The sequence below is a fragment of the Larkinella knui genome (assembly GCF_003858645.1).
GTDB lineage: Bacteria > Bacteroidota > Bacteroidia > Cytophagales > Spirosomataceae > Larkinella > Larkinella knui.
Genome location: NZ_RQJP01000002.1, coordinates 216,938 through 241,968, shown reverse-complemented (window position 1 = coordinate 241,968; position 25,031 = coordinate 216,938). Strand labels below are relative to the sequence as shown.

14 protein-coding genes are annotated in these 25,031 nt (G+C 55.1%); 2 read left to right on the top strand and 12 right to left on the bottom strand.

What is annotated here, in order from left to right; translation table 11 throughout:
* Positions 1 to 33: 33 nt before the first annotated feature.
* From EHT87_RS09945 to EHT87_RS09935, 3 genes are read right to left on the bottom strand one after another with little or no spacing between them, the layout of a single operon-like run.
* Entirely contained in the window at positions 34 to 1,353 is a 1,320-nt protein-coding gene (locus EHT87_RS09945) for an aspartate aminotransferase family protein (protein ID WP_124906480.1), read from the bottom strand.
* A gap of 31 nt (positions 1,354 to 1,384) precedes the next feature.
* Positions 1,385 to 2,362, bottom strand: coding sequence for a 3-hydroxyacyl-CoA dehydrogenase family protein (locus EHT87_RS09940; protein WP_124906479.1), 978 nt, complete (start codon positions 2,360 to 2,362; stop codon positions 1,385 to 1,387).
* Between the two features lie 14 nt (positions 2,363 to 2,376).
* Positions 2,377 to 2,772, bottom strand: coding sequence for a RidA family protein (locus tag EHT87_RS09935; protein WP_124906478.1), 396 nt, complete (start codon positions 2,770 to 2,772; stop codon positions 2,377 to 2,379).
* A 191-nt stretch (positions 2,773 to 2,963) separates the two neighbouring features.
* On the opposite strand from EHT87_RS09935, the gene EHT87_RS09930 reads away from it, so the two are divergent.
* The gene (locus tag EHT87_RS09930) at positions 2,964 to 3,833 is read left to right on the top strand and encodes an AraC family transcriptional regulator (RefSeq protein WP_124906477.1); all 870 of its coding nucleotides are present in this window, start codon (positions 2,964 to 2,966) and stop codon (positions 3,831 to 3,833) included.
* 59 nt (positions 3,834 to 3,892) lie between these two features.
* Here the strand turns inward: EHT87_RS09930 and EHT87_RS09925 are convergent, their stop codons facing one another.
* The 8 genes from EHT87_RS09925 to EHT87_RS09890 form a co-directional block, all read right to left on the bottom strand.
* A complete protein-coding gene (locus EHT87_RS09925; protein WP_124906476.1) occupies positions 3,893 to 5,380 on the bottom strand; it encodes a RagB/SusD family nutrient uptake outer membrane protein in 1,488 nt (495 codons plus the stop codon).
* Positions 5,381 to 5,394: 14 nt separating this feature from the next.
* Positions 5,395 to 8,730, bottom strand: a complete 3,336-nt coding sequence (locus EHT87_RS09920; protein ID WP_229320972.1) for a SusC/RagA family TonB-linked outer membrane protein — start codon at positions 8,728 to 8,730, stop codon at positions 5,395 to 5,397.
* A 360-nt stretch (positions 8,731 to 9,090) separates the two neighbouring features.
* The gene (locus tag EHT87_RS09915) at positions 9,091 to 10,104 is read right to left on the bottom strand and encodes a D-2-hydroxyacid dehydrogenase (protein ID WP_124906475.1); all 1,014 of its coding nucleotides are present in this window, start codon (positions 10,102 to 10,104) and stop codon (positions 9,091 to 9,093) included.
* Positions 10,105 to 10,377: 273 nt separating this feature from the next.
* Positions 10,378 to 11,622, bottom strand: coding sequence for a mandelate racemase/muconate lactonizing enzyme family protein (locus EHT87_RS09910; protein WP_124906474.1), 1,245 nt, complete (start codon positions 11,620 to 11,622; stop codon positions 10,378 to 10,380).
* Between the two features lie 18 nt (positions 11,623 to 11,640).
* Complete coding sequence (locus EHT87_RS09905) at positions 11,641 to 13,488, bottom strand: alpha-amylase family protein (RefSeq protein WP_124906473.1); 1,848 nt, start codon at positions 13,486 to 13,488, stop codon at positions 11,641 to 11,643.
* 62 nt (positions 13,489 to 13,550) lie between these two features.
* The gene (locus EHT87_RS09900; RefSeq protein ID WP_124906472.1) at positions 13,551 to 16,235 is read right to left on the bottom strand and encodes a c-type cytochrome; all 2,685 of its coding nucleotides are present in this window, start codon (positions 16,233 to 16,235) and stop codon (positions 13,551 to 13,553) included.
* A 255-nt stretch (positions 16,236 to 16,490) separates the two neighbouring features.
* The gene (locus tag EHT87_RS09895) at positions 16,491 to 17,639 is read right to left on the bottom strand and encodes an FG-GAP repeat domain-containing protein (RefSeq protein WP_124906470.1); all 1,149 of its coding nucleotides are present in this window, start codon (positions 17,637 to 17,639) and stop codon (positions 16,491 to 16,493) included.
* A 33-nt stretch (positions 17,640 to 17,672) separates the two neighbouring features.
* The gene (locus EHT87_RS09890; protein WP_124906468.1) at positions 17,673 to 21,176 is read right to left on the bottom strand and encodes a PVC-type heme-binding CxxCH protein; all 3,504 of its coding nucleotides are present in this window, start codon (positions 21,174 to 21,176) and stop codon (positions 17,673 to 17,675) included.
* Positions 21,177 to 21,444: 268 nt separating this feature from the next.
* On the opposite strand from EHT87_RS09890, the gene EHT87_RS09885 reads away from it, so the two are divergent.
* Complete coding sequence (locus EHT87_RS09885) at positions 21,445 to 23,319, top strand: right-handed parallel beta-helix repeat-containing protein (protein ID WP_124906466.1); 1,875 nt, start codon at positions 21,445 to 21,447, stop codon at positions 23,317 to 23,319.
* Here EHT87_RS09885 and EHT87_RS09880 read toward each other — a convergent pair.
* Positions 23,316 to 24,881: an alpha-amylase family glycosyl hydrolase gene (locus EHT87_RS09880; RefSeq protein ID WP_124906464.1), complete on the bottom strand. Its 1,566-nt coding sequence runs from the start codon at positions 24,879 to 24,881 to the stop codon at positions 23,316 to 23,318. The genes EHT87_RS09885 and EHT87_RS09880 overlap by 4 nt on opposite strands.
* Positions 24,882 to 25,031 lie beyond the last annotated feature (150 nt).

Sequence of the window (25,031 nt, the reverse complement as noted above, 5' to 3'; positions counted from 1 at the left end):
CTGGCTCGTTTCTGATTGTAAAAAACTCCCGGCCTACAGGGTTTTCAATACGTCCGTGGCCGTTTGGATGGCCTGGTCGATGTCGGCCTGTGTATGGGCTGCGCTAATATACCACAAACCCCGCCCAATAACCCGGACGCCACGGTTGTGTAGCCCGGCAATAAACCGGCTTAGTTTCGCCTTGTCATTCGCCAGCGTGCCGCGATAGTCCCGGGCAGGCGCACTGTCGGTAAAGACGGTGCTAAACATGGGACCCAGGCCCTGAATCTGCAAATTCTGACCGGTATCGGCGGCAGCCTGCTGCAAACCGGCCATGAGTTGCCAGCCGTATTGATACAGCCGTTGATGCGGTTGTTCGCGTTCCAGCACCTTCAGCGTCGCCAGAGCGGCCGCCACGGTCGGGTTGCCGGCGTTCATGGTGCCCGCGTGAATGACGCTGCCGTCTTCGATCCGTTTCATCCAGTCCCGTTTGCCCACCACGGCGCTGATGGGATACCCACTGGCCAGGGCTTTGGCAAAAATGGAAAGGTCGGGCGTTACGTCGTAAAACTGTTGGGCACCGCCCAGCCCCACCCGAAAACCGGTGATGACTTCGTCGAAAATCAGGGCAATGCCATACTGATCGCAGAGGTTGCGCAAACCGGGTAAAAAGGCCGGTTCGGGCAGAATGCAGCCGTTGTTACACATGATCGGCTCGGTGATGATGGCGGCCAGTTCCTGGTGGTTTCTGGCGACGAATTCTTCCACCAGCGCCAGATCATTCCAGGGCAGAACGCTGAATTCATCCCGCGAATTGGTTGCCAGTCCCTGGCTCCAGGGAAAAACCGTCGGGTTGTCGCGCTCACCCAGGGCTTCCAGCGAAGGTGCCGAAAAACCCCAGGCCACATTGTCGAGCCACCCGTGATAATGGCCCTCGAAACGCAGAAATTTCTGCCGGCCGGTTTTGGCCCTCGCCACCCGCAGGGCGGTTTGGACGGCTTCGGAACCATCGAGACAAAACCGCAGCAGCTCGGCCGACGGGATCAGCTGAACCAGTTTTTCGGCCAGTTTGATTTCGCGCAGGTGCTGACCGGCAAAAAGCTGACCCTGTTCCGAATATTCCTGAACCGCCTGTAAGACTTCCGGGTGCGAATGGCCCAGCAACAGGGGCCCCTGGCTGAGGGTGAAGTCCAGGTATTCATTCCCATCGACGTCATAAATCCGGCTTCCCAGACCGTGGGTGTAGAAAATGGCGTGCGGATGATTGTATTTGCGAAATTCCGACGATACCCCACCGGCCAGCACCTGGCGGGCCCGTTCGAGCAGGGCGGCCGATTCGGTATAGGTGATCGTTTTCGGTTGACTGAGTTCCATGCAAACGGCTAAGTAAAATGTGGTTGCGGGTTCAGGGTTTCTGGTTTTCCCGCACGGCGGGATACTGAGCCGCTAATTGATAAATATCCTGGTTGAAAACGGCAAACGCTTCGTCCCATCGCCGGGCTTCTTCGTCCGTGTAATCGTATAACCCCTGAACGCTCTGGGTGCCGCGCGCCTTGAGGTCGATCATGCGCTGCATCACCGCCGGGACCCGGTCATCGTTGCTCAGTTTTGGAAATAGATTTTTGAAAATTTCGGAAAAGTCCTGCAAACCCAGGTAGTCCAGCCGCCGGAAAATCCCCATCAGCGTCACCCACGAACCGACATCATACCGGAAGGCCTTGTCTACATCTTCCATGCTGGCTTCCTCCGTGTCAATCAGGTGCAGCGCTTCCCGGTAAATGGCGTACATCAGGCGGTTGGTTACAAAACCGCGGATATCTTTCCGGAGCAACGTCGGCTCTTTCTGCCATTCGTGCGCCAGTTGAAAGGCCCAGTCGGCGTAGGGCATGGCGGTTTGGTCTCCGCAGGTAATTTCCATAAACCGGGTCATGTAGGCGGGTTCGGCCCAATGGATACCCAGAAAGCGTTCCGGACGGGAAATATAGTGCTGCAGAATGCTGATCGGAATGGCCGAGGTATTGCTGGCAATCACGGCTTCGGGCGACACGACCGCTTCGATTTTTTGGTAGACGGTTTCTTTAATCGCCAGATTTTCAATGACACATTCCAATACCAGGCGGCACTCCTGGAGTTGGGAATAGTCATCGGTTACCGTCAGTTGCGCCAGGTAATCCGCGGGCGCGTGCGACAGGAGCGCGGCTTTTTCGCAGTGCCTGAGCTGGTCGGCAATCCGCTGGGGAGCCAGTTCCATATCCACCGGCAGGGGCGCAATTGCCACGACGGGATGACCCGCAATCAGCAGGGCGGCAACGATGCTACTGCCCATCAGGCCCAAACCCACGACGCCGACGCTGATCTGATTTACGGCTAGATTGTGTTCCATTCAATTGAGAGTGACTAAGACTGGGCCGGGAGTTTAACAATGCAATCAATTTCGACCCTGAGCCCTTCGGCCAGCACCGACTGGACGGTTGTTCTGGCGGGTTTAATGCCCGGAAAATACTGGGCGTAGACGGTATTATAACGGTCAAATTCGGCAATATCCGCCAGGTGGGCGGTACACTTCACCACATCGTCCATCGATCCTCCGGCGGCTTCCACAATGGCTTTGATGTTCTGGAGAGTCCGGTGGGTTTCTTCCTCGATGGTGCCCAGCATAAAGACCGACGTTTTGAAATCGACGGCCGCCTGACCGCTGACAAACAGAAACCCGTCGATCACCACGCCATCGGAATACGCTCCCGTGGCAAAAGCCGGATCACGGTCCGGGTGGTTAATTTTTATTTTGTTCATAAAGGGATGTGGTCGAAAAACAGATCAGAATAGCGACAAAATCAGGTATTGCTTCAACAAAAGTAGAGCCCCGGTTTCTTAAACCCTGTTACTTTTATTTACATTTATGATACTATATTTCAGAAACAGGCCACCTTTTTTGATAATTTGTTATACTTGTTTCGCACGTATTTTTTAGAACGCTAGCTCCCATGAAGTCCATAGAACAGCGGCTACCGCAGGAATTTGACAAATCTTTTATTGTTTTTCAGGAAGTGGGCCAATTTTTTCCTTGTCCGTGGCATTATCATCCTGAATATGAATTAGTATTAGTTTTAAAGAGTACAGGTCGCCGGATGGTTGGTGATCACATTAGCTATTTTGACGAAGGTGACCTGGTTTTTATGGGTCCCATGCTGTCGCACGTCTGGGTTAGTGATCCCGAATTTATTTACGGTCAGGCTGAGTATCAGGCCGATGCCATCGTGGTTCAGTTTGTCGATTCCTTTCTGGGAAAATCCTTTATGGACATTCCCGAAATGGAAGGATTTGCGCAGTTCCTGAAATTATCCAGCCGGGGCATGGTTATTAAAGGACAAACGCGCGAAAAAATCACGGCCCTCATGACCCAGATGCTGCCCATGAATGGGCTGCAACGGCTGTCGGCGCTGCTTTCCATCTTCGACCTGCTGGCCCGCACCTCCGAGTATGAATTGCTGGCCAGCCCCGGTTTCGTTCAGAATGTGGAGCTGAAATCTTCGGACCATTTCCGGCGCATCAACGAACACATCATGCAGAACTTCCACGAGGAGATTTCCCTGCCCCAGATGGCCTCGATTGCGAACATGGCCGTGACGACCTTCTGCAACTTCTTCAAGGAACATTACCGGGTTACCTTTGTCGAATACCTGAACACAATCCGGGTGGGCCACGCCTGTAAACTGCTTTCCGAACGGGATTTAAACATCGTGGAGGTGGCTTACGAATGTGGGTTCAACAACTTAGCCAATTTTAACCGGCAATTCAAGAAATTTAAACGAATGACTCCCAGCGAGTTCCGCCGGACGTTAAATTTCAACTGAACTTCCCCACCGGACTCTTATCGAATACTCCGGCGGGGAAGGCTCAGGCCCGGTGTTGGTTAGTAACCGGCGTTTTGTTTTACCAGCGGTTCCAGACTCAGCGTGGTGGTTGAAATGGGGAACAACAACGCGCTTTCCTGGCCTTTTTTGCTTTGCAGCGAAGGCACTTTGTCAAACACTTTGCCGAACCGGCGCAGATCCCACCACCGTTTTCCTTCATACGCCAGTTCAAGGAGCCGCTCCTGAAGAATCGCGTCGTCGTTCTGTTCTTTCGTTCCGTTCACAAAAACGTGGGCGGCTGCGTTCGTTCCGTAAGCCCGCTGCCGGACCAGATTGATTTCGGGAGACGGATCCTGCCCCAGTGCATTTTTGGCTTCCGCCTTCAGCAGCAACAGATCGGCATAGCGGTACAGAATCACGTCGCTGGCAAAATACCGGACGTTGTTTTCGACCGTTCCGGTTCCTTTCACAATAATGGGCGTGTATAACTTCCGGACTCCGGCAGCATCCACCGTGTAGAGTTCGCGGAACGTGGCGTTGCGTCGCTGGTCGTCGGTCGTAAATTGATTGCGGACCGCGGCCGTAGGACTCCAGACGCTGTTGCCACCCGGAACGCCGAGCGCACTAACGCTGCTGGCTTCCAGATTGGTCGGAATCGCTCCGTTGGCGACGTAGCCGTTGAAATAGAAGTTATCGACCGATTCCAGGGCCTGAAACCGCACTGCCATCAAAATCTCCTTATTCCCTTTGTTGGTATAGCTGAAGAGATCGGCAAAATTAGGCAGCAGCGTTACGTCGGCGGTTTGCACGGCGTTGCAGGCTTCCAGGGCTTTGGTAAAATCGGCCTGTCCGCCATTCATTCGTTTTCCGGTCCACAGATACACGTCGGCTTTCAGGGCGTTCGTGGCCGGTTTTGACCAGATGCTCCGGCCTGCCGCGATCGTGTTGGTGGGATACAGCGAAAGAGCCTTGTCCAGATCGGCCTTGATCAAGGCGAAAACATCGGCTTCCGGTGAGCGCCCGACCTGAATCGTCTGCGGATCGTAGCCCTCGATGGGCTCGGTGCGCAACGGCAACGCGCCCCAGGTTCGTACCATCGCGTAATACATGAACGCCCGCGTGGTGTAGGCCTGCGCCAGAATGTCATTTTTGCTGGCTTCCGAAGTGAATTTGATCGTCGGGGTGTATTTGATCAGCAAATTGGCTGCGTTGACCACCGAATACATGGTTTGCCAGGTAATGAGGGTTCCCATGTTCGCATCCAGCGAATTGTCGTAATACCGGTCGAAGCTCAGCGTTCCGACCAGGGCCGACGTCAGAGTTTCGCTGCGGGCTTCGCCCATGACGAACAGGTTGGTTACGGCTTCGCTGCGCAACCGGATGTACATGCCGTAGAGGGCACCTTTGGCGTCGTCTTCTTTCTGCCAGTAAGACGCCACCGTAATCAGACTGGTGGGCTTGACATCGAGGCTGTCGGTGCAGGAGGTAACGGTTCCGAGCAGAATGGCACTCAGCGCTACGCCTAATTTATATCGTAAAGTATGCATGGGTGTCAAGGTGATTAAAATGAAACACTGGCTCCAAAAATGAGATTGCGGGGATTGGGATACCGGCCCCGGTCGCCCCAGGTTCCGGCATTGGTGCTGTAACCGCCGTCTTCCGGATTGAGTCCTTTGTAGCCCGTAAAATAGTGCAGGTTATTGCCGGTGATGTTCAGTCGCAGGTTGCTCAACTTCGCTTTTTGCAGGAACCGCGACGGAATGGTGTAGCTCAGCGTAACCTCGCGAATGGCCAGAAAATCGCACTTTTCGACGTAGCTGGAACTGATACCGGTATTTCCGTTTCCGCGCCAGATGTTCTGCTGCGTCTGATCCTGCCAGTAATACCGCGGAACATCCGTTACATCGCCCTGTTTTTTCCAGGATTTTTCGGCAAATTCCTTGGTCATGTTCACATCACCCTGCCAGTTTCCGTCCTGATAGGCACGTCCGTAGTTGTAGGTGCTGTGGCCGGTGGTATAATCCATCCGAATCAGGAGGTTCAGGTTTTTGTAGGAAAAGGTGTTGGAGAATCCACCGGTCCAGACCGGGAACGCATTGCCCACATACACTTTGTCGCGCTGGTCGATGATGCCGTTGCCGTCCGTATCCTGCCAGATCACATCCCCGCCATACTTGGTTTTGTTGGCGCCGATCACGTTGTCGATCGGGGCCGATTTGGCGTCTTCGTCGGTTGCGTACACCCCGAGGGCTTTGTAGGCATACCAGTCTCCCAAACGGCTCCCTTCCATCAAACCCGCATTGGCCGGAACCCAGACGTAGGCACCCGACTTGGCGTCCCACACTTCAATACCGCCTACCCGGTTATTGGCAATTCCGTTGTCTGGTAACCGCAGGATTTTATTCCGGGTTTTAGACGCATTGAATGCGATGTTCCACTGAAAGGCCGAAGAACTGGGCAACACCTGCGCGCTCACTTCAAATTCAACGCCTTTGTTTTCCAGACTGGCGAGGTTGGTAAAAATGGTGGTAAAACCGGTCGATTGGGGCAGGGTCAGGTTGGTCAATAAATTGTCGGTGACCCGGCGGTAGACGTCAAAAAGCAATGAAATCCGGTTGTTCAGCAGGCTCAGATCAGCACCTAAGTCAACGGTTTTGGAGCGTTCCCACTGCAAGTTGGCGTTTGGCAGCGTAATCTGCTGAATACCGGGAATACCGCCGTAGCGCTGTTGACCCGTCGTCGTGGAAAGGCCGTATTCACCCTGCGATTGAAAGTCACTCAAGCCACTGATGTTTCCGTTTACCCCGTAACTGGCCCGCAGCTTCAGCCGCGACAGGACCGTGGGTACGCCTTTCCAGAATTCTTCCTGGTGCATGTTCCACCCCAGAGCGACGCCCGGGAAGAAGCCCCATTTGTTGGAGGCCCCCAGGTTGGAAGCCCCGTCATACCGGGCGTTGACCGTCAGGAGGTAGCGCTGTTTGTAGTCGTAATTGATCCGGCCAAAGTAGCCCAGGATGACCTGATCGCTGATGGTGCTGCTCACTAGCGGGTAAGTGGCGGAAGCATTCAGCGTCGGGATCAGGTCCGTTGCCGCGCCTTGTCCACTGGCGCTGAAGGTAGAAAGTTTGCGGCCAAAATACGAGAAACCCGCTTTCGCTTCCAGATTATGCGCCGAGCCAAATGATTTTATGTACGTCAGAACGGCGTCGGCCTGGGTTTGAAACCATTTGCTGTTTGTGACCGTTGCGCTCCGGGTCGTGTTCAGGTTGGCCGGGCCGGCCCCGTTCTGGTAGGAGGGCTGAAAAGTGCGGGATTCGTCCGTAAGCCGGTATAGAGACACCTGCGGATCGAACGACAAACCGGGCAGGATATCCCAGTGTCCGCCCGTCGCGAGCGACAGGTTTTCCGAACCGTTCTGATCGTTGCGGTTGTTCAGGTGATAGGTCGGGTTTCCCAGACCCCGGCCTAGGCCCGGTGCCAGCGTGCCGTCTTCGAAAGTATACTTGGACGTCTTCGGCGCGGCAATGGAGGTCCAGAAAACCTGCCCGACATTGTACACCTGTTTGGAAACGGAGTTCGAATACAGAGCCCGTCCGAAAACGCTGATGTTGTCGCGCACCTTCAAATTTCCGTTCAGGTTGAAGGTCAGCCGGTTGAAACCGGTCGTGATGGCGATTCCCTGGTTGGTCAAATACCCCAGGCTCGCGTTGAAGGTAGCCTTGTCCGTACCGCCCGACAAACCGATGTTGTGGTTGTGCGACTGGCCGGTTTGCCACAGGTAATCCTGGTAGTCGGTTTCCTTGTAAATGATGGTTTTGGTGGGGTCCACCGGATCGGGCATACTCTGCCAGCCTTCATTCAGTTTCTGGCGGTTGGCGTCCGACAAATACTGCGGAGTAAAACCGGTATTGTTGGTCAAATCGTTGCCGGTTCCCATCCCGTTGGGCAGAATCAGCCGGTTGATGGCTGCCGGAATTTTCTGGGCCGTGGCAACGATGCCCAGCCGTCCCAGTTCGATATAATCATGGGCCGAGGCCATTTCCAGGCGTTTGCCCACATCGGACAGGGTGAAATCGTAGCCGTACGTAATCCGGGTTTTGCCTTCTTTCCCGCCTTTGGTGGTCAGAATCACAACACCGTTCGAACCGCGCGCTCCGTAAATGGCCGTGGCCGCTGCGTCTTTCAACACTTGCAGACTCTCGATGTCGTCGGGACTAATGTCGTTCATGTTGGTCCGGATAATACCATCGACGATGTAGAGCGGAGCCGCTCCGTCCGGGTTATTGATGGAGGTTCCTCCGCGGACGATCACGCGGGGAGCCGCTCCGGGTTGCCCCGACGTACTCTGCACCCGCACCCCCGACAACGTTCCCTGCATGGCCGATGCGGCATTGGCGTAGGGAATATTCTCCAGCACTTTGGTGTCCAGTTTCGTCACTGAGGTAGTTACCGTTTCGCGGGATTGTTTGCCGTAGCCGACCACCAAAACCTCCTGCAGGGATTTGACGTCAGACTTCAGGGTAATCTGGAGGGATGTCCGGGAATTGATGTTCACTTCCTCCGTCAGATACCCGATGAACGAAAAAACCAGCGTGGCATTTTCGGGGACATTCAGCGCAAATTGGCCCTCTTTGTCGGTAACGGTCCCGTTGGTGGTACCTTTAATAATTACATTGACGCCGGGAATAACTTCGCCTTCGAGCGATTTGACGGTTCCGGTAATCCGAACGTCTGCTTTCAGTCGGGCCAACATCGTGTTTCGATGGTTTGTAATCCGCAAATTGCGGTTGGCCGCACCGTCGGCCAGGGCCGGAAAGGTGGCAACCAAAGCAGCACTGGCGAAGACCCATTTCCTGAATTGACAGGAGCGGTAGTGAGTGAGTACGTGTTTTGTCATGGGTTGAACGAAGAAAGAAGTTCGAGTGCAGTATTTCGGGTCCCGGATAGCCAATTGCTTCACGAATGGGCATACCTCATCAGCAGCCAATTTTTGGCTAAATAATATTTGGTTTTCTCGTGTCTAAACGGAATGTATTAGTATCCTGGGGCCTATCATCAAAATTAACTTTGTCAAACCAGACCTGCTATTACTTTTATTTACATTTCTGGTACTATTTTTCAAAATGCCCGCCGATCCTGTTTTTCTGCTGCAAACGCCTTTTTTATTTAACTTATCGGTTAAAAAATTTCACTTTATAAAGGTGCTAAGCAAACAGCAGGACCGGGTTTCGGCTTGAGTAAATTTCCGATTTTGGGCTCACTGTCCGCTTAATTGAGCCGGGGTCAATTCATTCAAAAGCGGCTCGAACCGTTGATACCGGCTGACATTCTGGAGGAAAATGGACGAGACCCGTTCCAGAAACCGGGGGCTTAAACTGGAACCGGAAATGTGGGGCGTCATGATGACGTTGGGGAATTGCCAGAGCGGATGGTCCGGCGGCATCGGATACTGGTAGTGCGTGTCGAGGGCGGCCCCGGCAATCCAGCCTTCGCGCAGCGCCCGCAGGAGTGCGGCTTCCTGCACCAGCGGCCCCCGCGCCGGATTTAGCAAAAAAGCGTGCGGTGGCAGCAGCCGCAGTTCGTTTTCACCAACGATTCCGGTGGTTGTGGCGGTTTGCGGAATGCCCATGATCAGGAAATCCAGCCCCTCCAAAAACGCGTCTTTTTCGTTCATGGTAAAAATGCGGTCGGGTAAACTTCCGTCAGAATCACCCGTTTCCGGTACGGCAAAACTGGCGTCACGTTTGCTGACCTCCTGGCGCACCAGCACATGGACGGTCATACCGAGGGCTTTGGCGAGTCGGGCGGTTTCGCGGCCAATACCGCCGTAGCCCCAGAGTCCGACGACCGAACCCCGGATTTCTTTCTGAAAAACCGCCGACCGATCCCAGATTCCGGCGTCCTGGTTGCGAATCAAACCGCGCAGGTCGCGCGCCAGATTGATCATCATGGCGATGTTCCACTCGGCAATCGGCACATCGAAAACCCCCAGCGCATTGCACGCCCGAACGCCCCGCTCCGCCAATGCCTTGCCCACCAGTTGCGTATAGCCCACGGAGGCAATCTGCACCAGTTTCAGCCGCTCCATTTCGTCGTAGTTTTCGGGCAGAAACGTACAAAAGAGGGCGTCGCAGTCCCGAATCAGGTCCGTTGGCAGAACCCGGGCTTTCTCTTCCGGCGGGTCAATAACGGCCACCTTGACGTTTGGTAATCGCTGCAAAGCCTGCAGCACCGGCGCATAAACCGGCATATCAATCAGGATATTCAACATGGGTTGTGGATTCGTTTACACGGGTAAAGTTGTTCGTTGGCACACCCCGGAGGGACGGTCGGCCGCTGCCGTTTTCTGTTAATAGCCACACGGCCTGATCAGCGGCATCAAGCCCCGGCAGGGGCGTCCTAATTTCCAGATCATTTATCAGAACGCCCCTGCCGGGGCTTGGAACAGCAGGGGGATTACCGATTTCTATTAACAGAGCACCCCTCCGGGGTGTGCCAACGAACAAAACTCAGGCATTATGAAAAATCTAAAAATTCTTGTAAATCAGGTTGTTAATATCTTTCCGGGCACACTGTTGAACTCGCCCGTTCCGGGAATGAACGGAAAGCGACGGATGGTTTCGTCCCGGAGTTCGATGCCCAGACCCGGTTTTTCCGGGGGCAGGATATAGCCGTTTTTTAGCTGCAAACTGTCGCCGATCACTTCGCTGTGGAGCGGACCGTAGGCCGGAGCCACCTCCAGAATAACCGTGTTCGGGCAGGCAAAACCGCCGTGAATGTTCTGCATCTGCGAACCGCCCGCGCCCCAGGCGTGGGGTGCGATTTTTTGTCCCCGGGCGTCCAGCAACGAAGCCACCTCCATAAACTGATCGAGTCCGGCGGTGAACGACGCGTCCGGCTGGCCGATGCCGAAACTATCCTGATCGATGAACGTCTGCCATTCGCACACCGCCGTCAGACACTCGCCCCCGGCAATGCGCGTTTTGGTGTTCCGGCGCAGCTCGGCGTAGAGGTCCGGCCGGGTGTAATGCAGCGGTTCTTCCAGGCAAAAAAGGTCGTAAGGTTCGAGGGCTTTGGCCACCGCCGTGGCGGTTTCCAGCCCCCAGGTGAGCGTTGGGCTGTTGCCCATGTGCGCATCGAACAGGAGCCGAAGGTCGTTGCCAAAGCGCTGCCGGATGAAATCCGCCTTTTGCGCTTCCAGGTCGGCGGCCGCAGCGGGTTCGGCCGAAATCTCGAAACCCCGGTCTTTCCAATAGGCTCCGGCTCCAATTTTGACGCCCTGAAACCCCAGCGATTGGTAAAAATCAACTTTGCCCGCCAGTTTATCGAGCGGATAATTGCTCGGCCCGCCCGTTGCGTAAGCGGGCAGTTCGCCGTGTTCCGTCGCAGCCGACGAAAAGCGGTTTTGCCAGCGGTCTTTCAATAATTGATACACCGGAACGCCCATCGACTTGCCTTTCAGATCCCACAAAGCCGCTTCAATACCGGCCAGCACGATGGTTCCCAGCCCGACGCGACACCAGAAATTACCGCACTGGTACATCCGCTGCCACAATTCGGGAATGTCGTCGACGGTGTTGCCAATCAGAATGGGTTTGAAAAACTCGACAATCGGCGGAACACCTTCCGGAAAAAAATAGCCAGCGTAGGTTTCGCCCAGCCCGTCGATTCCGGCATCGGTTTCAATGCGAATAAAAGCCGCACTGCGGAGTTTTCGGGCTTCCGACAGATACGGGTCGTTGGTGCAGGGACCGGTCAGTAATATGGTTTTAACGTCCGTAATTTTCATGGATAAAAGCGGGAAATATTAAGCGGTTTTCGGATGAACCGCGAGTTCGATGCAGACCAGGTTAACCGGCAGTTTGCCGCCGTTTTCCACCACAATTTCGTTCCAGCCGTCGCGCACGAGCGACACCGGGAAGCGGTAATTGTAGGCAATGTGGTCTTTGGTGTGGTGTGTCAGGGAACCGCAGGGAAAGAGGAGTTGACTGGTTCGCTCGTTTTTGAGGGTAGGCCAGCAGCCATTGAACGAAACCGGCAGATACTTCATTTCGTCGCCCGCTTTCAGCACAATCTGCACGGTCAGTTCCAGGTTTTTATCCGTTGGCTCGGCACACATGGCCAGTCTGAACGGATGCTGATCGCCCAGTTCGAGGGCTACCGGTAGCTGGGCGGGCAATTCAAAAGGAACGTGATTGAACGATTTTCCCCCGATGGCAAAGCAATAGTGCTTGGGTTTGCCCCGCAGAAAATCAAGTTTGTCGATTTGGCGCATGGCCGCGTAGTCCGCCTTCAGACCCGGCAGCCGGGGTTGGTCGGTGCAGTAAAAATTGAACCACTCGATGCCGTTGGCCCCCATCGCCAGTTTGCCGGCGGCATTGGCGTGCAGCACCTCCGGACTGGCCGAAATATACCGCAGCCGCTGGCTAAAATCGCCCGTCTGGTTCTGCGTAGGCAGGCCATTGGCACCGTCTTCCACGACGCCGTAAATCGCCACCCGATCGCCCAGCCGTTTCCGGAATTCGTCGTGCGGCATGTCCCAGGTCGTACACCAGAAACCCGACGGACTCACGAAATCGATCGTGCCTTCCTGGCAAAGCGTCACCACATCCAGCCCGATGCTTTTGAGAATGTCGAGCCGCCCCGGAATCCGAAGCCCCAGCGGATACGGCCGACCGGTTTTTTTCGCCCGGCTTTGGGTCAGGGCGCGCACCTGGCGAATCCAGTCGTTCATCATGCCGATGGTTTCGGGCGTCGCGTTGGGCTCGCAGCAAAGCGGGTTGCGCAACCAGTCCAGTTCCAGTCCTTCGAAATCGTAGTCTTCCACCACTTCCCGAATCTGGGTAAACATCAGGTCGCGCACCTCGCGTTTTTCGTAGTTCAGGCCCTGCCGGTACAACGAATTGATGGAACCGTATGAACTGTTTTGCAGCCGCATTTCTTTCTGTTTCAGGAGCGGAACGTTGAAAAAGCTGCCGTCAAAATTGTTGCTCCCGTGCATGTCGTTCATGCGGATGCTGACCCAGGGCGCGATTTTCCGCGCCCGGCAGGCTTTGGACGTTTCCGCCAGCCAGTCCACGCCCGCGTCCAGCAAATCCTGGTAGAGATTCATGAACGTGGAAAACGTATCCAGAAATTCTTCGACCGCTTCCGGCTCCGTGATTCCCTGACAGATGGCGTGGCCCCGGAAAAAATCCCGATCTCCGCGCTTATAGCCGTCCAGAATGCTGGTTATTTTTTTGCTGGGATACCACGCCCGCGACGCATTGGCGTTGATCACAAACGTGTCGATGCCGTTGTCGGCCAGCACATCCACGTAGCGGTGAATCGCCTTCGCCTTGAAGGGGCCACCCACCAGCGTCGGCTTGGTGTTCATCTTGCCGGTGCGGGGGTTCTTAACGGTTTTTACCGAAAAATCTTCGGGCTGCCACATTTCCGGGTTGTAAAAAAAGACGCAGGTGTCGCCGTTGAACAGGTTGCGGTGTTTATCCGAAACCGGGTTTTTGGGCGGCAGGGCCTTTTTCTCAACCGGTATGGCTTCCGGTTGTTCGGCCGGGGCCGTCCCCAGCAAATTCGGTAATACCGGAGCTGCGGCTGCACTCACCAGGCTGTTGCGCAGAAAATTACGGCGGGATTTCAGGTTCTTAGCACACATAGTTAATCGTTCGGGGTTACCGGTAAACCGGATTTGCTGCGGTTGACTACTCACTTAGTTCATTATTTTCCGGAAGAAGGGCTCGTATAAATCGGGGATTTTTCATTCCCGCCCGACTTCAGATAGGCCATCAGATCCCGCAATTCGCTCTCATTCAGGGTATTGATCAATCCGGGAATCATGATCGATACCGGCGAATACCGGGTCGACACGACGTCTTTTTTGGGAATCTTCCGAAGCACATCGGTGGCAAACGGGTTCTGGGCGATGGAATACGAATCCTTGTCTTCACCGACCAGTCGACCCACCACCGACTGGCCGTTTTTGAGCGTATAAATGCTCGCGGCATACTGATCGGAAATGGCTTTGCTGGGCATGGTGATGGCTTCCAGAATGTCCCGCGTCGAAAACCGGGTGCCCAACTGCGTCAGATCGGGGCCAATGTCACCGCCTTCACCCCGCATCGTGTGGCAACGGTCGCAGATGACGGCGGAATAAATCTGGCGTCCCCGCTCAAAATTCCGGTTTGTTCCTGCGCTGTCGACCACCGCCACGGCGTAATCGATCTTCCAACTGCGGTACGGTCCTTTGGGAATATAGCCCGTGGCGGGGCCGTTGCCGGTGGTGTTGATGGCTGCGTCACCAGACAGGGCGTTATACCGGGCCACCTGCTCTTTGGGAACGTGGTTCAACGCCAGTTTTCGGGCTTTGTCCATAAATCCGGCGTAACTTTTCCCCCCTTTAAACGAAAAAGCCTGCGCAAACCAGCGGAAATACCGGGAACGCAACTCGGGCGTCCATCCCTGGCTGGCACTGCTCAGCGCAACCGCATAATACGTCTGCTGGGCCGGCGGAATTTTCGACAGCATGTTGGCAATATCCAGCCCGTACATCGGATTGCGCAGAATGAGGTCGGCGGAATTCATGGCCATTTCCTCTTTCGCCACGGTATTGGCTGCGGTTTCTTTCTGATCCAGTAAAGCAACGGTTTTGGCCACGGCGCCCGGTGCTTCCAGATAAATCAGGAGCTTGCTGAAACTCCGGTTCAGCAGAGCGGTTTTGGCGGGATAATGCGGAGTTAAGTACGCAATGACTTTGGTTTTTAGCATCGGTTCCGGCATGCCCATCCGGCTGAAAACCAGCTCGAACGCCCGCAACAAATCCGCCTGCTGCGTTTCGGTGAACGACCCGAAATTCAGGTTCAGCAACGCTTTTACCAACGGGGTTTCAAGTGCCGGTTTTCCCATACGGGCCAGCGCAATGGCCCCCTGAATGGCCCGTCCGGGATCGGTTTCGGCCAGGACGCGGGCCTGCCACTGATCGACGGGCTGGTGCTCCACGGCAATCCGGGCCGCATACCGCACAAACCGGTCCGGATGATTCAGGTGCGGCCAGGCCACGTTCAGTGCTGTCGGGTTCGGCTGGCCGTGAAAGGCTTCCAGTTTTGTTCGAAGCTGATGTTCAGCGGTTTCGCGCGTTTGCGGAGCCGAAGCGGGATTTTCCGTTCCCGCGTAATAAACCCGGTATAAATCCGATTCGAGCCGCCGGCCCCCGGTCAGGAAATACATCGCGCCATCAGGACCGATCTGGCCGTCGGTCAGCGGCAACGGCGAACCGGAGATGAACTCCTCGGCCTTTGCCGAATACGATGCGCCAGTGGGCTGAAGATGAACGGCATACAGGATGCCAAAGCTCCAGTCGAAAGCAAACAACGCCTGGCGGTATTTCTGGGGAAAGCGGGCGTTAGTGCCAAAAAACACGCCACTGGGCGAGCCCTGGCCCATGTTCAGAACCGCGGGCAGGTTATCCGCAAACGTGGGTGACCAGTTGCTGGACCCGGTTCGCCAGCCAAATTCGGCCCCGCTGGTGATGTGACAGATTCGCGTCGGTTTGTACCACGGAAGTCCAAAATCCCATTCCATGTCGGAATCATAGGTGAACAGATCCCCGGCGTCGTTGATCGCCAGATCGAAGGCATTGCGAAAACCGCCCGCGATAAACTCCCACTGCTGCCCGGTCGAATCGACTTTTGCCAGCCAGCCGCCGGGGGCCGTGCGGTCGGTGGCGTGGCCGCGCGGATCTTTCAACGCCGGGAACAGGTTGTCTTCTTTCCAAACCGGCGGCAACCGGTAGGCATCCATTTTAGGGACGTCGGTAAAGTTGCCCGCCATGACATAGATCGACTTTTTGTCCGGTGCCAGCACCACACTGTGTGGCCCGTGTTCCCCTTCGCCCGTCAGGGCTTTCAGGAGCGTGATTTTGTCGAACTGGTCATCGCCGTCGGTGTCCTGCAGGCGGTACAAACCGCTGCCCCGGGCCAAGGTCGAGTCGCTCTGGTGATTCACCATGACATACAGGCTGTTAAAGGCCCAGAGCAGGCCCTGCGCATAGCCCATTCCCAATTTAGAACCGCTGGAAGTTGCCCCCGCTTTCGCCCCGGGCGGAATAGTCAGTTGCTCGACTTTAGGGGAAACGGACGAACCAATCGGAGGCAATTCCAGGCGGTAGAGGGCACCAAATTGATCGGAGGTAATCAGGCGGCCCCGGTCGTCGAACGTCATCGACACCCAGGAGCCTTGTTTATGGCCGGTTGGGCTGTAGAGATGTTCGGCTTTAAAACCGGGTAACAACTTGAGCTTTTCCACTTTCGGATCGACCGGATCGCTCCCCGCATTTTTCGCTCCCCGATTCCATACCCAGGAGGTTCCTAACACCAGCAGAAGCGATAAAAGCAGCAGTTGTTTCATTGTTGTTGACGGTACTTAAAATGGGTTTGAATGAATCCCGGCGGAGGTTTGCTGTTACTGGATACCAACGCATCCATGAGCAGGCCGCTCCTCCGGAGCTATCCGGCGTTTAATTGGCTTTTTTCTATCAACAGACCGCCCTTCCAGGGCTGGTTAGCTAACTCAAACTAATTACAATGCCACAATGCCCAGAAAGACAAGCTTGATTTTGGCAGAACGCCCTTCCAGGGCTTGTTAGTTGACTCAAGCAGCTTGTTACTTCTTTTCGTTGAAAAAAACCGTCAGGCCATCTTTGCCCGCCACTACAATATCCTGCCGGCCCGTGCCGCGCAGATCACCGAGGGCGAACGAAATTCCGGTTCCCTTGCCGACTCCGGCGGGGCCGTAGGCAATGGCGTGTTTGGTAAAGGCTTTGCCATCCCAGGTAAAATAATACAACCCCACGTCGTCGTAACAGCCGGGATCGGTGTCGTTGTGCGCCCGAAACCGTTTGCCGGTGATCAACTCCGGGTTGCCATCGCCCGTCAAATCGGCCCATTCCATCGTGTGGTATTGCGATGCGGTTTCGTCGATGCTGTGTTTCAGCCAGGTTCGTTTGCCGTCTTGCAGCCGTTGTTCGTACCAGTGCAGACCGTAGCTATGGCCCTGACCCACAATCAGATCGTTCTGGCCATCGCCGGTTAAATCCACCACCAGAATCGGTACGCTGGTGGTGCCGAGGTCAAATTCGGGCCGCATTTCCCACGTCTCGTTGCCCTTGTTTTCGAGCCAGCCTTTGCTGACCACAAAGTCGCCTTTCCCGTCGCCGTTGAGATCGCCGAAGCCCAGGCCGTGGTCCTGCAACGACCCGACGTTCACCTGCCGAAAGGTGCCGCCTTTTTCCAACTTGTAGTATTTCAAGGGCTTACCCGGATTGTTCGGAACGATTTCGATCACGCCGTCGCCGTCCACATCCCAGGCGCGGGTACACTCCACGGCGCCCACACCGGCAATGAGGTGAATGGGCCAGATACCGGGTTTGCCCGGGTTTTCGAGCCAGCGGAGTGAACCGCCCCAATAACCGCCCGTCACCACATCCAGGTTGCCGTCGCCGTTGACATCCAGCGGAATGGTCGAAAAATCATCGTAATACTGGTTGTACCGCTTCTGATTTCCAATCAGATACCGCTTGCGAAACAGGGCTTTGGGATCGGCGGAATTTTCGTACCAGAAATCACCCGAAACCAGATCCGGCCGACCATCTTTGTTGACGTCGATGATGCCCACCGACTCGTAGCTTTCGGAGGCCACATAATACCGGGAAAACCGGGGCTGCTTTTCTTTGGCGGGCCGGTCACTGATCCAGGCCGTCGAGATCAGGCTGGTCAAACCGAGCACATACAGACCTTTCACAAAAGCAGACATAAAATCCTAAAAGTGGTAAAAACAAAAGCGGTATTACTTGACACTCAATAAATAACCCAGCAACTGATTGAACTGCTCCTGCGGAATAGTCTGCCCGAAATGGTCGGGCATCAGCGTGAATTTGGAAGCCTGAGTTTCGACAACGTCTTTTTTCGGGACAAAAAATTCCTCGCCGGAGGCATTGGCGTAGACCAGCGAAGCCGCTTCTTCCCGGCGGAACAACCCGGTTTTGACGCTGCCGTTTTTCAGCTTAATGGTATACGTCCGGAACGCTTCGGAAATGTTGCGGTTGGGGTCCAGAATTTTGGTCGCCAGCGCCTTGCTGCCCCAGCTACCGATACCGTCCAGCTGCGGCCCGATCATACCGCCTTCCTTGTTGATCTGGTGACAGGGTGAGCAGTTCTGAATAAAGATCTGCCGCCCGCCGGTTGCCGAAGCGTCCAGATGGGCCAGCCGGTCTTTGATCAGCGCTTCCCGGGTTTCGTCAATCGGACTCAGGTTGGCGGTTAATTGCTTATAGTCAGATAGTTGCCGAGGGGTGGCGTTGAGCAAAAGCCGGTCTTCCAAACCCGGCTGGCGTAAAATCCGGGTGTAGAGAATACCGCTCCGCACTTGTTTGAAAATGAGATCTTTGCCGTCCGGCGAGGTCGCCAGTGCCTTCAGGAGTTCGAGTTGAATATCGCCCGTCGTCTTTTTGAGACCCTCTTCCAGCACTTTTCCCGTTTGCGCGAGCGGAAATTCGCCCAGCATTCCGGCAATCTCCTTGCGATAAGCCAACGGCGTCGATTCGGTACTGAGCAAAGCCACCGCCTGAGCCGTATACCGGTCGGGAGCCAGCCGGAGCAGGGCGCGCATGCTGGCGACTTTAATAAAATACGGCGTCGATGGACTCGTCAGCAGGTTTTGAATGGTCGGCTCCAGTCCTTTGATGCCGGATTCGCCGGCGGTTTCGATGGCAAACCGTTGCTGTTCACCCTGTTCCTTCGGATTGATGGCCGGGACCTGAACGGCGTTCGTTTTGAAGTTGCCTACCCAGATCAGACCGGACGACTGATCGACCAGTTCCAGATACACCCGTTTTCCCTGGTGGGCCTTTAAATCCCAGCTAATCGTTTCGGCCTGATAATCATTGGTTTTGGGGAGATCCTGCCGGGCGATTACCTGGGCCGTTTCGTCGGCCAGACGCAGTTGCACCCGGTTTTCGGGATCAGCGTTGGTTTTGACATTGTAATTGACGGTGGAAAATACCAGCGAAGGAGGAGCCACAAAAACCGGCGATTTCACCAGCCCCTTGAAGCCCCCCAAATCAAAGCCAAACAGGCGGATGTCGGGCGACAGCAGGGTGGTTGCGGGCGGAATTCGAATCACCACCGGAATGTCTTTCAGGTACAAATCGCCCTCCAGCGCGTACGTCCATTCCGGCTTCGGCGGCATGATCAGGCTCTGAGCCAGGTCGGTTCCCCACTGTTTCACCGATTCATTGATGACACCGCCCTGCTGTTTGATGCTTTGCTGAATAACCGTAAACAGTTTGTACTGGCTCCCCGGATCACCGCTGTATTTCTGGGTAATGAAACGCACCAGCCCGTCGCGCTGGCCCGGCGGCAAATAAAGCGCCGTCTGGCGGAGCATTTTTAACTCGGTGTCTTTGGGCAGGGTGGCCGATTTGAGCGTATTGAGCAGAAACTGACTGGCATATTCCGTATTGACCCCAATCAGGGACTCGGTGAGGGCAACGCGGTCGGATGGGCTCCATGGCGCTGCAGCGGCTTGTGTTCCCAGCGACTTTTCCCGTAGTAAATTCCGCAGACAAAGCCGGGTCGTGTAGGCCAGATGCGTATCAAAAGCCGGTATCGTTTGCTGAAAGGCCACCAGCTTTTTCACCGTCTCCAGATCGCGAAAGGTGGCCAGCGCTTCAACGGCGGCCCGCTGAACGTGCGGGCTCGCATCGTTCAGCCCTGCCAGCGAGGGGCCATAAAAGGTTTTCCCCGGCGTTTTCATTTCCCGCACAATCCGCAGGGCGTGCGTACGGACCAGCGCCTGCGGGTGTTGCAGGGCTTTGAGCAGGGTTTCGTCCCGCAGGGCTCCCAACTGGTGTAACACCCATAGCCCCTGGACGTATTGCGTTTCCGTCGTTTTGCGCCGGTTCAAAAGGTTCTCAACCGGCTCGATGGCGGGTTTGCCGATGCGGTGAATCAACTGATCCCCAACGGTCATCCGAACAGACAGATTCTCAGCCGCCAGTCCTTCCAGCAGTTCGTTCAGGCTGGCTTTTGTCCAGTTTTGCTGACCGGTTTTGTCCAGTTGACCTTTGTAGGTAATCCGCCAGATGCGGCCCCGGAGGTGATCGCGACCCGGATTGTCGAGCGGCACTTCGTAGTGGCCGATGATGCGGTTGTAGAAATCGGCGATGTACAACGCGCCGTCGGGACCCTGGATAACATCCGCCGGGCGAAACCACGGGTCGGCGCTTCGCAGGAAATCGTCCTCCATTTTGCCCACCGGCGAGGAGCCTTTGAAGGTGTACGTACTGCGGTAAATCCGGCATTTTACAACATCCCCCATGTAGAGGCTGTTCCGGTAAGGTTCGGGAAAGGTGGTGCCGCTGCTGAGGGCCAGACCGGACAGGGCGGTGGCTTCCCGTTCGTGGGGCTTCATGATGGGGGCAAAACCGATGCCTTCCGGCAACCGGCCAAAATAGGGGTATTCGGCTCCCTGAATCAATTGATAAAGCGGGGAGGAGTGGCAATCCGAGGAGTAGAGATAACCCCAGTCGTCGAACGTCAGGCCAAACGGATTGACGCGGCCCATCGTCGTTTGTTCAACCCGGCTGCCATCATCCCGAAAGCGGAACGTGTTGCCCGAGCCCAGGGTAATGGAATCACCGTCGGTTCCGGCGATTTTTGAAAGGTTCGTAAACCCGTGGCAGGCATGAATCCAGCCGTCGAAGCCGCGCCGGAGGTGATTGACCATGCCGTGCGTGTCTTTAAACCCGAATGGTCCCAGCAACCGCCGGCTGGTTTCGGTTTTACCATCCCCGTTGGCATCCGTCAGTTTATACACATTCGGAATGCTGAACGCCACGGCCCCGTCCTGAACCGGCAAAATACCGATGGGAATATTGAGGGTGTCGCTGACGGGCGTAAACACATCGGCTTTGCCGTCGTGATCCCGGTCTTCCAGAATCGTCAGCCGGTCGTGGCCGCTGCCGGGCTGGGCCGGAAACGGGTATTCAACTGATTGGGTGACCCACAACCGACCTCGGGCATCGAACGCCAGGTTGATGGGTTTGCCAATCTGTGGTTCGGAGGCAAAAAGGCTGATTTCGAAGCCGGGGGGCAGCGTAAAGCCCAATCGTTCGTCTTCCGGCGAACGGGCTTCCGTCGAGCGGATGTGCTCATCGAACGCGTTGCCGCTGTACGATTGGGGTTCGGTCGTTTTGGTGGGAATCGCTTTTTTTTGCTTCCAGTAGGTAGTACAGCCCGCAACCAGTACTACGATCAGAGAAACAGACAGTTTGTGAATGGGGGCTCGCATGGGGCGGGTGGGCTAGGGTAAAGCGGATGTTGGATTTAGGAATAGTTTATTTGGCTCAAGTCACCACTAGCAAATGTACCTTTTGCTGAACCGGCTTTCTTTTACTTTTTTCCACATTTGTGGTATTATCTTTCAGCTTCCGGTTTTCATTATTTTTCTTCTGAATTTTTATATTCTTTTGTGGACATCTGCCCGAAAACGGGCTACCCTACTCAGGTTGTCCGGCCAGTCTCCCGCGTAACGTATTTAGTAAAACTCCTTTTATTCAATGGATAATGCCTTTATTTCTGCCCGGTTTTACCGGGCGGCTGGTCTGGTATTTTTCGGACTGGCGGTTTGTCTAACGACAGTGGCGACCCCGATTCAGCACAAATTTTACGTCTCTCCGCAGGGAACAGATGCTGGAGCCGGAACGCTCAAAAAACCATTTCGTACCATTCAGCGGGCGCAGCAGGAAGTCCGGCGGTATACGTCGGCTCAAACCGGCGATGTGGTGATTTACCTCATGGATGGTACGTATCCGCTTGCTGAACCACTCAGGTTTTCGACCGCAGACGGCGGGCAGGGTTCTGGCCGCGTGATCTACCAGGCGTATCCGAACGCCAAACCGGTGCTGACGGGCGGGCAGCGGATAACGGGCTGGGTTCCCGACAGGAACGGTATTTTTAAAGCGTCTGTGAAAGGCCTGGATTTCCGGCAACTTTACGTCAATGATCGCCGGGCGATCCGCGCCCGTAAGCCGGATGCCGGTGCCTATTACCGCCTTTCGGGCTGGGATGTGAGGAGCCGTAGTCTGATGATGAAAGCGCACTACGTCGATGCCTGGAAAGCGTTCGACCAGGTGGAAGCCGTGGTGCAAATGTTCTGGGCGGATACGTATGTTCACCTGAAAGCATTCGAGAAATTCAGGGGTGGCCCTGACATGGCTTATGTATCCATTCGGGATCACGAAGCGGCCATTCTTTTTCCGCGACCGTATCCGTACAAACAGGACGATGCGGCTTTCCACTTTGAAAATGCCTACGAATTTGTCAATCAGCCGGGTGAGTGGTACCTCGATCGGGTGTCTGAAATGCTGTTTTACCAGCCGGAAAAATACCAGAACATCCAGGATTTGACCCTGATGGCACCCGTAACCGAAACCCTGCTCCAGATTGAAGGAACGCTCGATGCTCCGGTCCGAAACCTGCACTTCATCGGGCTGACATTTGAACACAGCAACTGGAACCGGCCCAGTTCGGACGGGTACATCAATTCGCAGGCCGGTATGTACAGTTTAACGGCGGATACGGCTAACAATCAGACGGTTCGACGTCCGGCATCGGCCATTCGGGTGTCGAATGCTACCGCCGTTGTGTTCGAGAAAAACACCTTTCAACACCTGGGCGCGACGGCGGTCGACCTGGAAAGCGGTACGCAGGCCTGCCGACTTGTCGGAAACCTCATTCGGGATTGTTCCGGTACGGGCGTGATGATCGGCGCGTTTACGAAAGAAAAAGACGGCGAATTTCACCTCGAACCCTATCATCCAACCGACCGCCGGGAAATCTGCACGAACGACGAAGTGATGAATAATTACATTACCCGCGTCGGGCAGGATTATTACGGCACTTGCGGGATTGCCGCGGGGTATCCGGCGGGTTTAAAAATCGAGCACAACGTCATCCGGGATCTGCCTTATTCCGGTATCAGTTTGGGCTTCGGCTGGACCGGAAAGGAAAATGCCATGCGCGATAACCGCATTGCGTTCAACGACATCAGCCACGTAATGAACCTGCTGTGTGACGGTGGGGCTATTTATACACTTTCACGGCAACCCGGCACGCAGATTTCGGACAATTACATTCACGACATCCAACGGTCGAAATGGGCGGGCTCCTGGCCCATTGCCGCCATCTACCTGGATCAGGCATCCGGTGGGTCGCCGGAAAAACCGCTGCTGATCGAACACAATACCTTTCTGATCACTGACCCGCTGGTGCGCCCTTTCAACCTGAATATGGAAGGAAGAGTGCAGTTCAGCAACAACGGAACCGACCGCGCGGAGGTCATCAAAAATGCCGGAATCCAGGAAAACTACAAACCTTTTATCGATCTGCTGCTTCAACAGGGGCCTGTTCCGGACAACCGGGCAAAACGTTAGCGGTTTTCCAGCACCACACAGCCATAGGCCGGAACCCTCACTTTTCCATCCTTGAAGATCCTGGCACCACCCGCCGTATCGAGCACGATTTGTTTGCCTTCGGCCAGTTCGGCCGGATACAGAACAACATCCAGCCCGCGCTTGCTCAGGTTATGAAGGATCAATACCGACCGGTTTCCCGATTTGCGAATAAAAGCAATGGCGTTTTTGTGCTGAATCCCGGTAAGTTCCAGTTTGCTCAGGTTGTCGTTCAAAACCGGATGGCTATTGCGGAAATGAATCAGTCGCCGGTAGTGATTATACAGCGAATCCGGGTCAGTCTGCTGTTGCGCCAGTGGTGTCACCGTTCGGCTGGTCGAATATTTTGCCCGACGCCAGCGGGCCCGTTCGGGGTCTTTTTTCCCGATATTCCACAAAAACGGTTCCCGGATGTTTTCGTCGGGTTTAACACCCAGCATACCGATTTCTTCGCCGTAATACATATAGGGATTACCGGGGAGCGTCAGCAGCAGATTGGCCGCCACTTTCAGGTGATTCGGATTGCCGTTGAGCAGACTTCCAATCCGACTCTGGTCGTGGTTGGAAAGCATGATGGCGTCGATAAAGTTCGGGTTTACCGCTTCAAAGATCGAGCGGTTTTGCACCAGCATCGGAACGATTTCGGCCGTATCGCGCTCTTTGTACGGAATTTCCTGCAACGCCAGGCTGAGGTCGAAATTGAAGTTGGCTTTTAGCCCCCGAAAGTAGGGCGCAATCCGCTCGGCCCGCGTCCAGACCTCGCCCACGGTATAGACGCCCGGTTTGGCCGCTTCCATCACCTGCCCGAATTCTTCCCAAAACTGGTGATTCTTAGGCTCTTCCCAATCCGGGTAAATGTGCCGGGCCGCGTCGAGTCGAAAACCGTCGACACCGACATCCGTCAGCCAGAACTTCCCGGTTTTATAAATTTCTTCCCGAACCTGCGGATTGTCGTAGTTCAGGTCCGGCATTCCGCTCCAGAACAGGGCGTAGTATTTTTCCGAAAAAGGGGCCCCCGGAACGCGGTGCCACGGATTTTTCTCCTGCGAATCGGCGGTGATTTCGCGGCTGGCAATGTTGAGGGCGTCGATGTCTTTTTGTTTCATCCAGACGTACCAGTCGTGATACGGATTGTCCTTGCTCTTGCAGGCTTCCACAAACCACGGATGCTGGCGGCTGGTGTGGTTGATCACAAAGTCCATGATGACCTTGATGCCGCGTTGGTGCGCTTCCGAAACCAGCCGCCGAAAGTCGTCCATCGTGCCGTATTCGGGGGCAATGCCGTAATAATCCGTCACATCGTACATGTGGTAGCTGGGCGACGGATTGATGGGCATGAGCCAGATGGCCGAAACGCCGAGGTCTTGCAGGTAATCCAGTTTGGACGTAACCCCGTTGAGGTCGCCAATTCCGTCGCCGTTGGAATCGCAGAAAGCGCGGACAAAAATCTCGTAATGCACCCCGGTTTGGCCGGTTTCGGTTTGGTCAGAAGTCGGTGAAGTCAACGTACGTGAAGTCGTTTGAGCAGAAGCGTCGGCAATCATAAACTAAAAATGGATTCAGTCAGGTAAACCAGCCAGAGCAGCCAGGAGTTTGTAAAGAAGGATTTTTCCCTAAATTCGACAAAAAAATCTATAAATAAACTACAATAGTCCGCCCAACCAACCCTGAAAGGGTTACATCATTAGCCCCGG

Coding starts and splice junctions, on each gene's coding strand:
- EHT87_RS09930 (WP_124906477.1), top strand. CDS start 2,964: ATGAAGTCCATAGAACAGCGGCTACCGCAGGAATTTGACAAATCTTTT.
- EHT87_RS09895 (WP_124906470.1), bottom strand. CDS start 17,639: ATGTCTGCTTTTGTGAAAGGTCTGTATGTGCTCGGTTTGACCAGCCTG.
- EHT87_RS09885 (WP_124906466.1), top strand. CDS start 21,445: ATGGATAATGCCTTTATTTCTGCCCGGTTTTACCGGGCGGCTGGTCTG.
- EHT87_RS09905 (WP_124906473.1), bottom strand. CDS start 13,488: ATGTGTGCTAAGAACCTGAAATCCCGCCGTAATTTTCTGCGCAACAGC.
- EHT87_RS09915 (WP_124906475.1), bottom strand. CDS start 10,104: ATGTTGAATATCCTGATTGATATGCCGGTTTATGCGCCGGTGCTGCAG.
- EHT87_RS09940 (WP_124906479.1), bottom strand. CDS start 2,362: ATGGAACACAATCTAGCCGTAAATCAGATCAGCGTCGGCGTCGTGGGT.
- EHT87_RS09890 (WP_124906468.1), bottom strand. CDS start 21,176: ATGCGAGCCCCCATTCACAAACTGTCTGTTTCTCTGATCGTAGTACTG.
- EHT87_RS09925 (WP_124906476.1), bottom strand. CDS start 5,380: ATGCATACTTTACGATATAAATTAGGCGTAGCGCTGAGTGCCATTCTG.
- EHT87_RS09935 (WP_124906478.1), bottom strand. CDS start 2,772: ATGAACAAAATAAAAATTAACCACCCGGACCGTGATCCGGCTTTTGCC.
- EHT87_RS09920 (WP_229320972.1), bottom strand. CDS start 8,730: ATGACAAAACACGTACTCACTCACTACCGCTCCTGTCAATTCAGGAAA.
- EHT87_RS09900 (WP_124906472.1), bottom strand. CDS start 16,235: ATGAAACAACTGCTGCTTTTATCGCTTCTGCTGGTGTTAGGAACCTCC.
- EHT87_RS09945 (WP_124906480.1), bottom strand. CDS start 1,353: ATGGAACTCAGTCAACCGAAAACGATCACCTATACCGAATCGGCCGCC.
- EHT87_RS09880 (WP_124906464.1), bottom strand. CDS start 24,881: ATGATTGCCGACGCTTCTGCTCAAACGACTTCACGTACGTTGACTTCA.
- EHT87_RS09910 (WP_124906474.1), bottom strand. CDS start 11,622: ATGAAAATTACGGACGTTAAAACCATATTACTGACCGGTCCCTGCACC.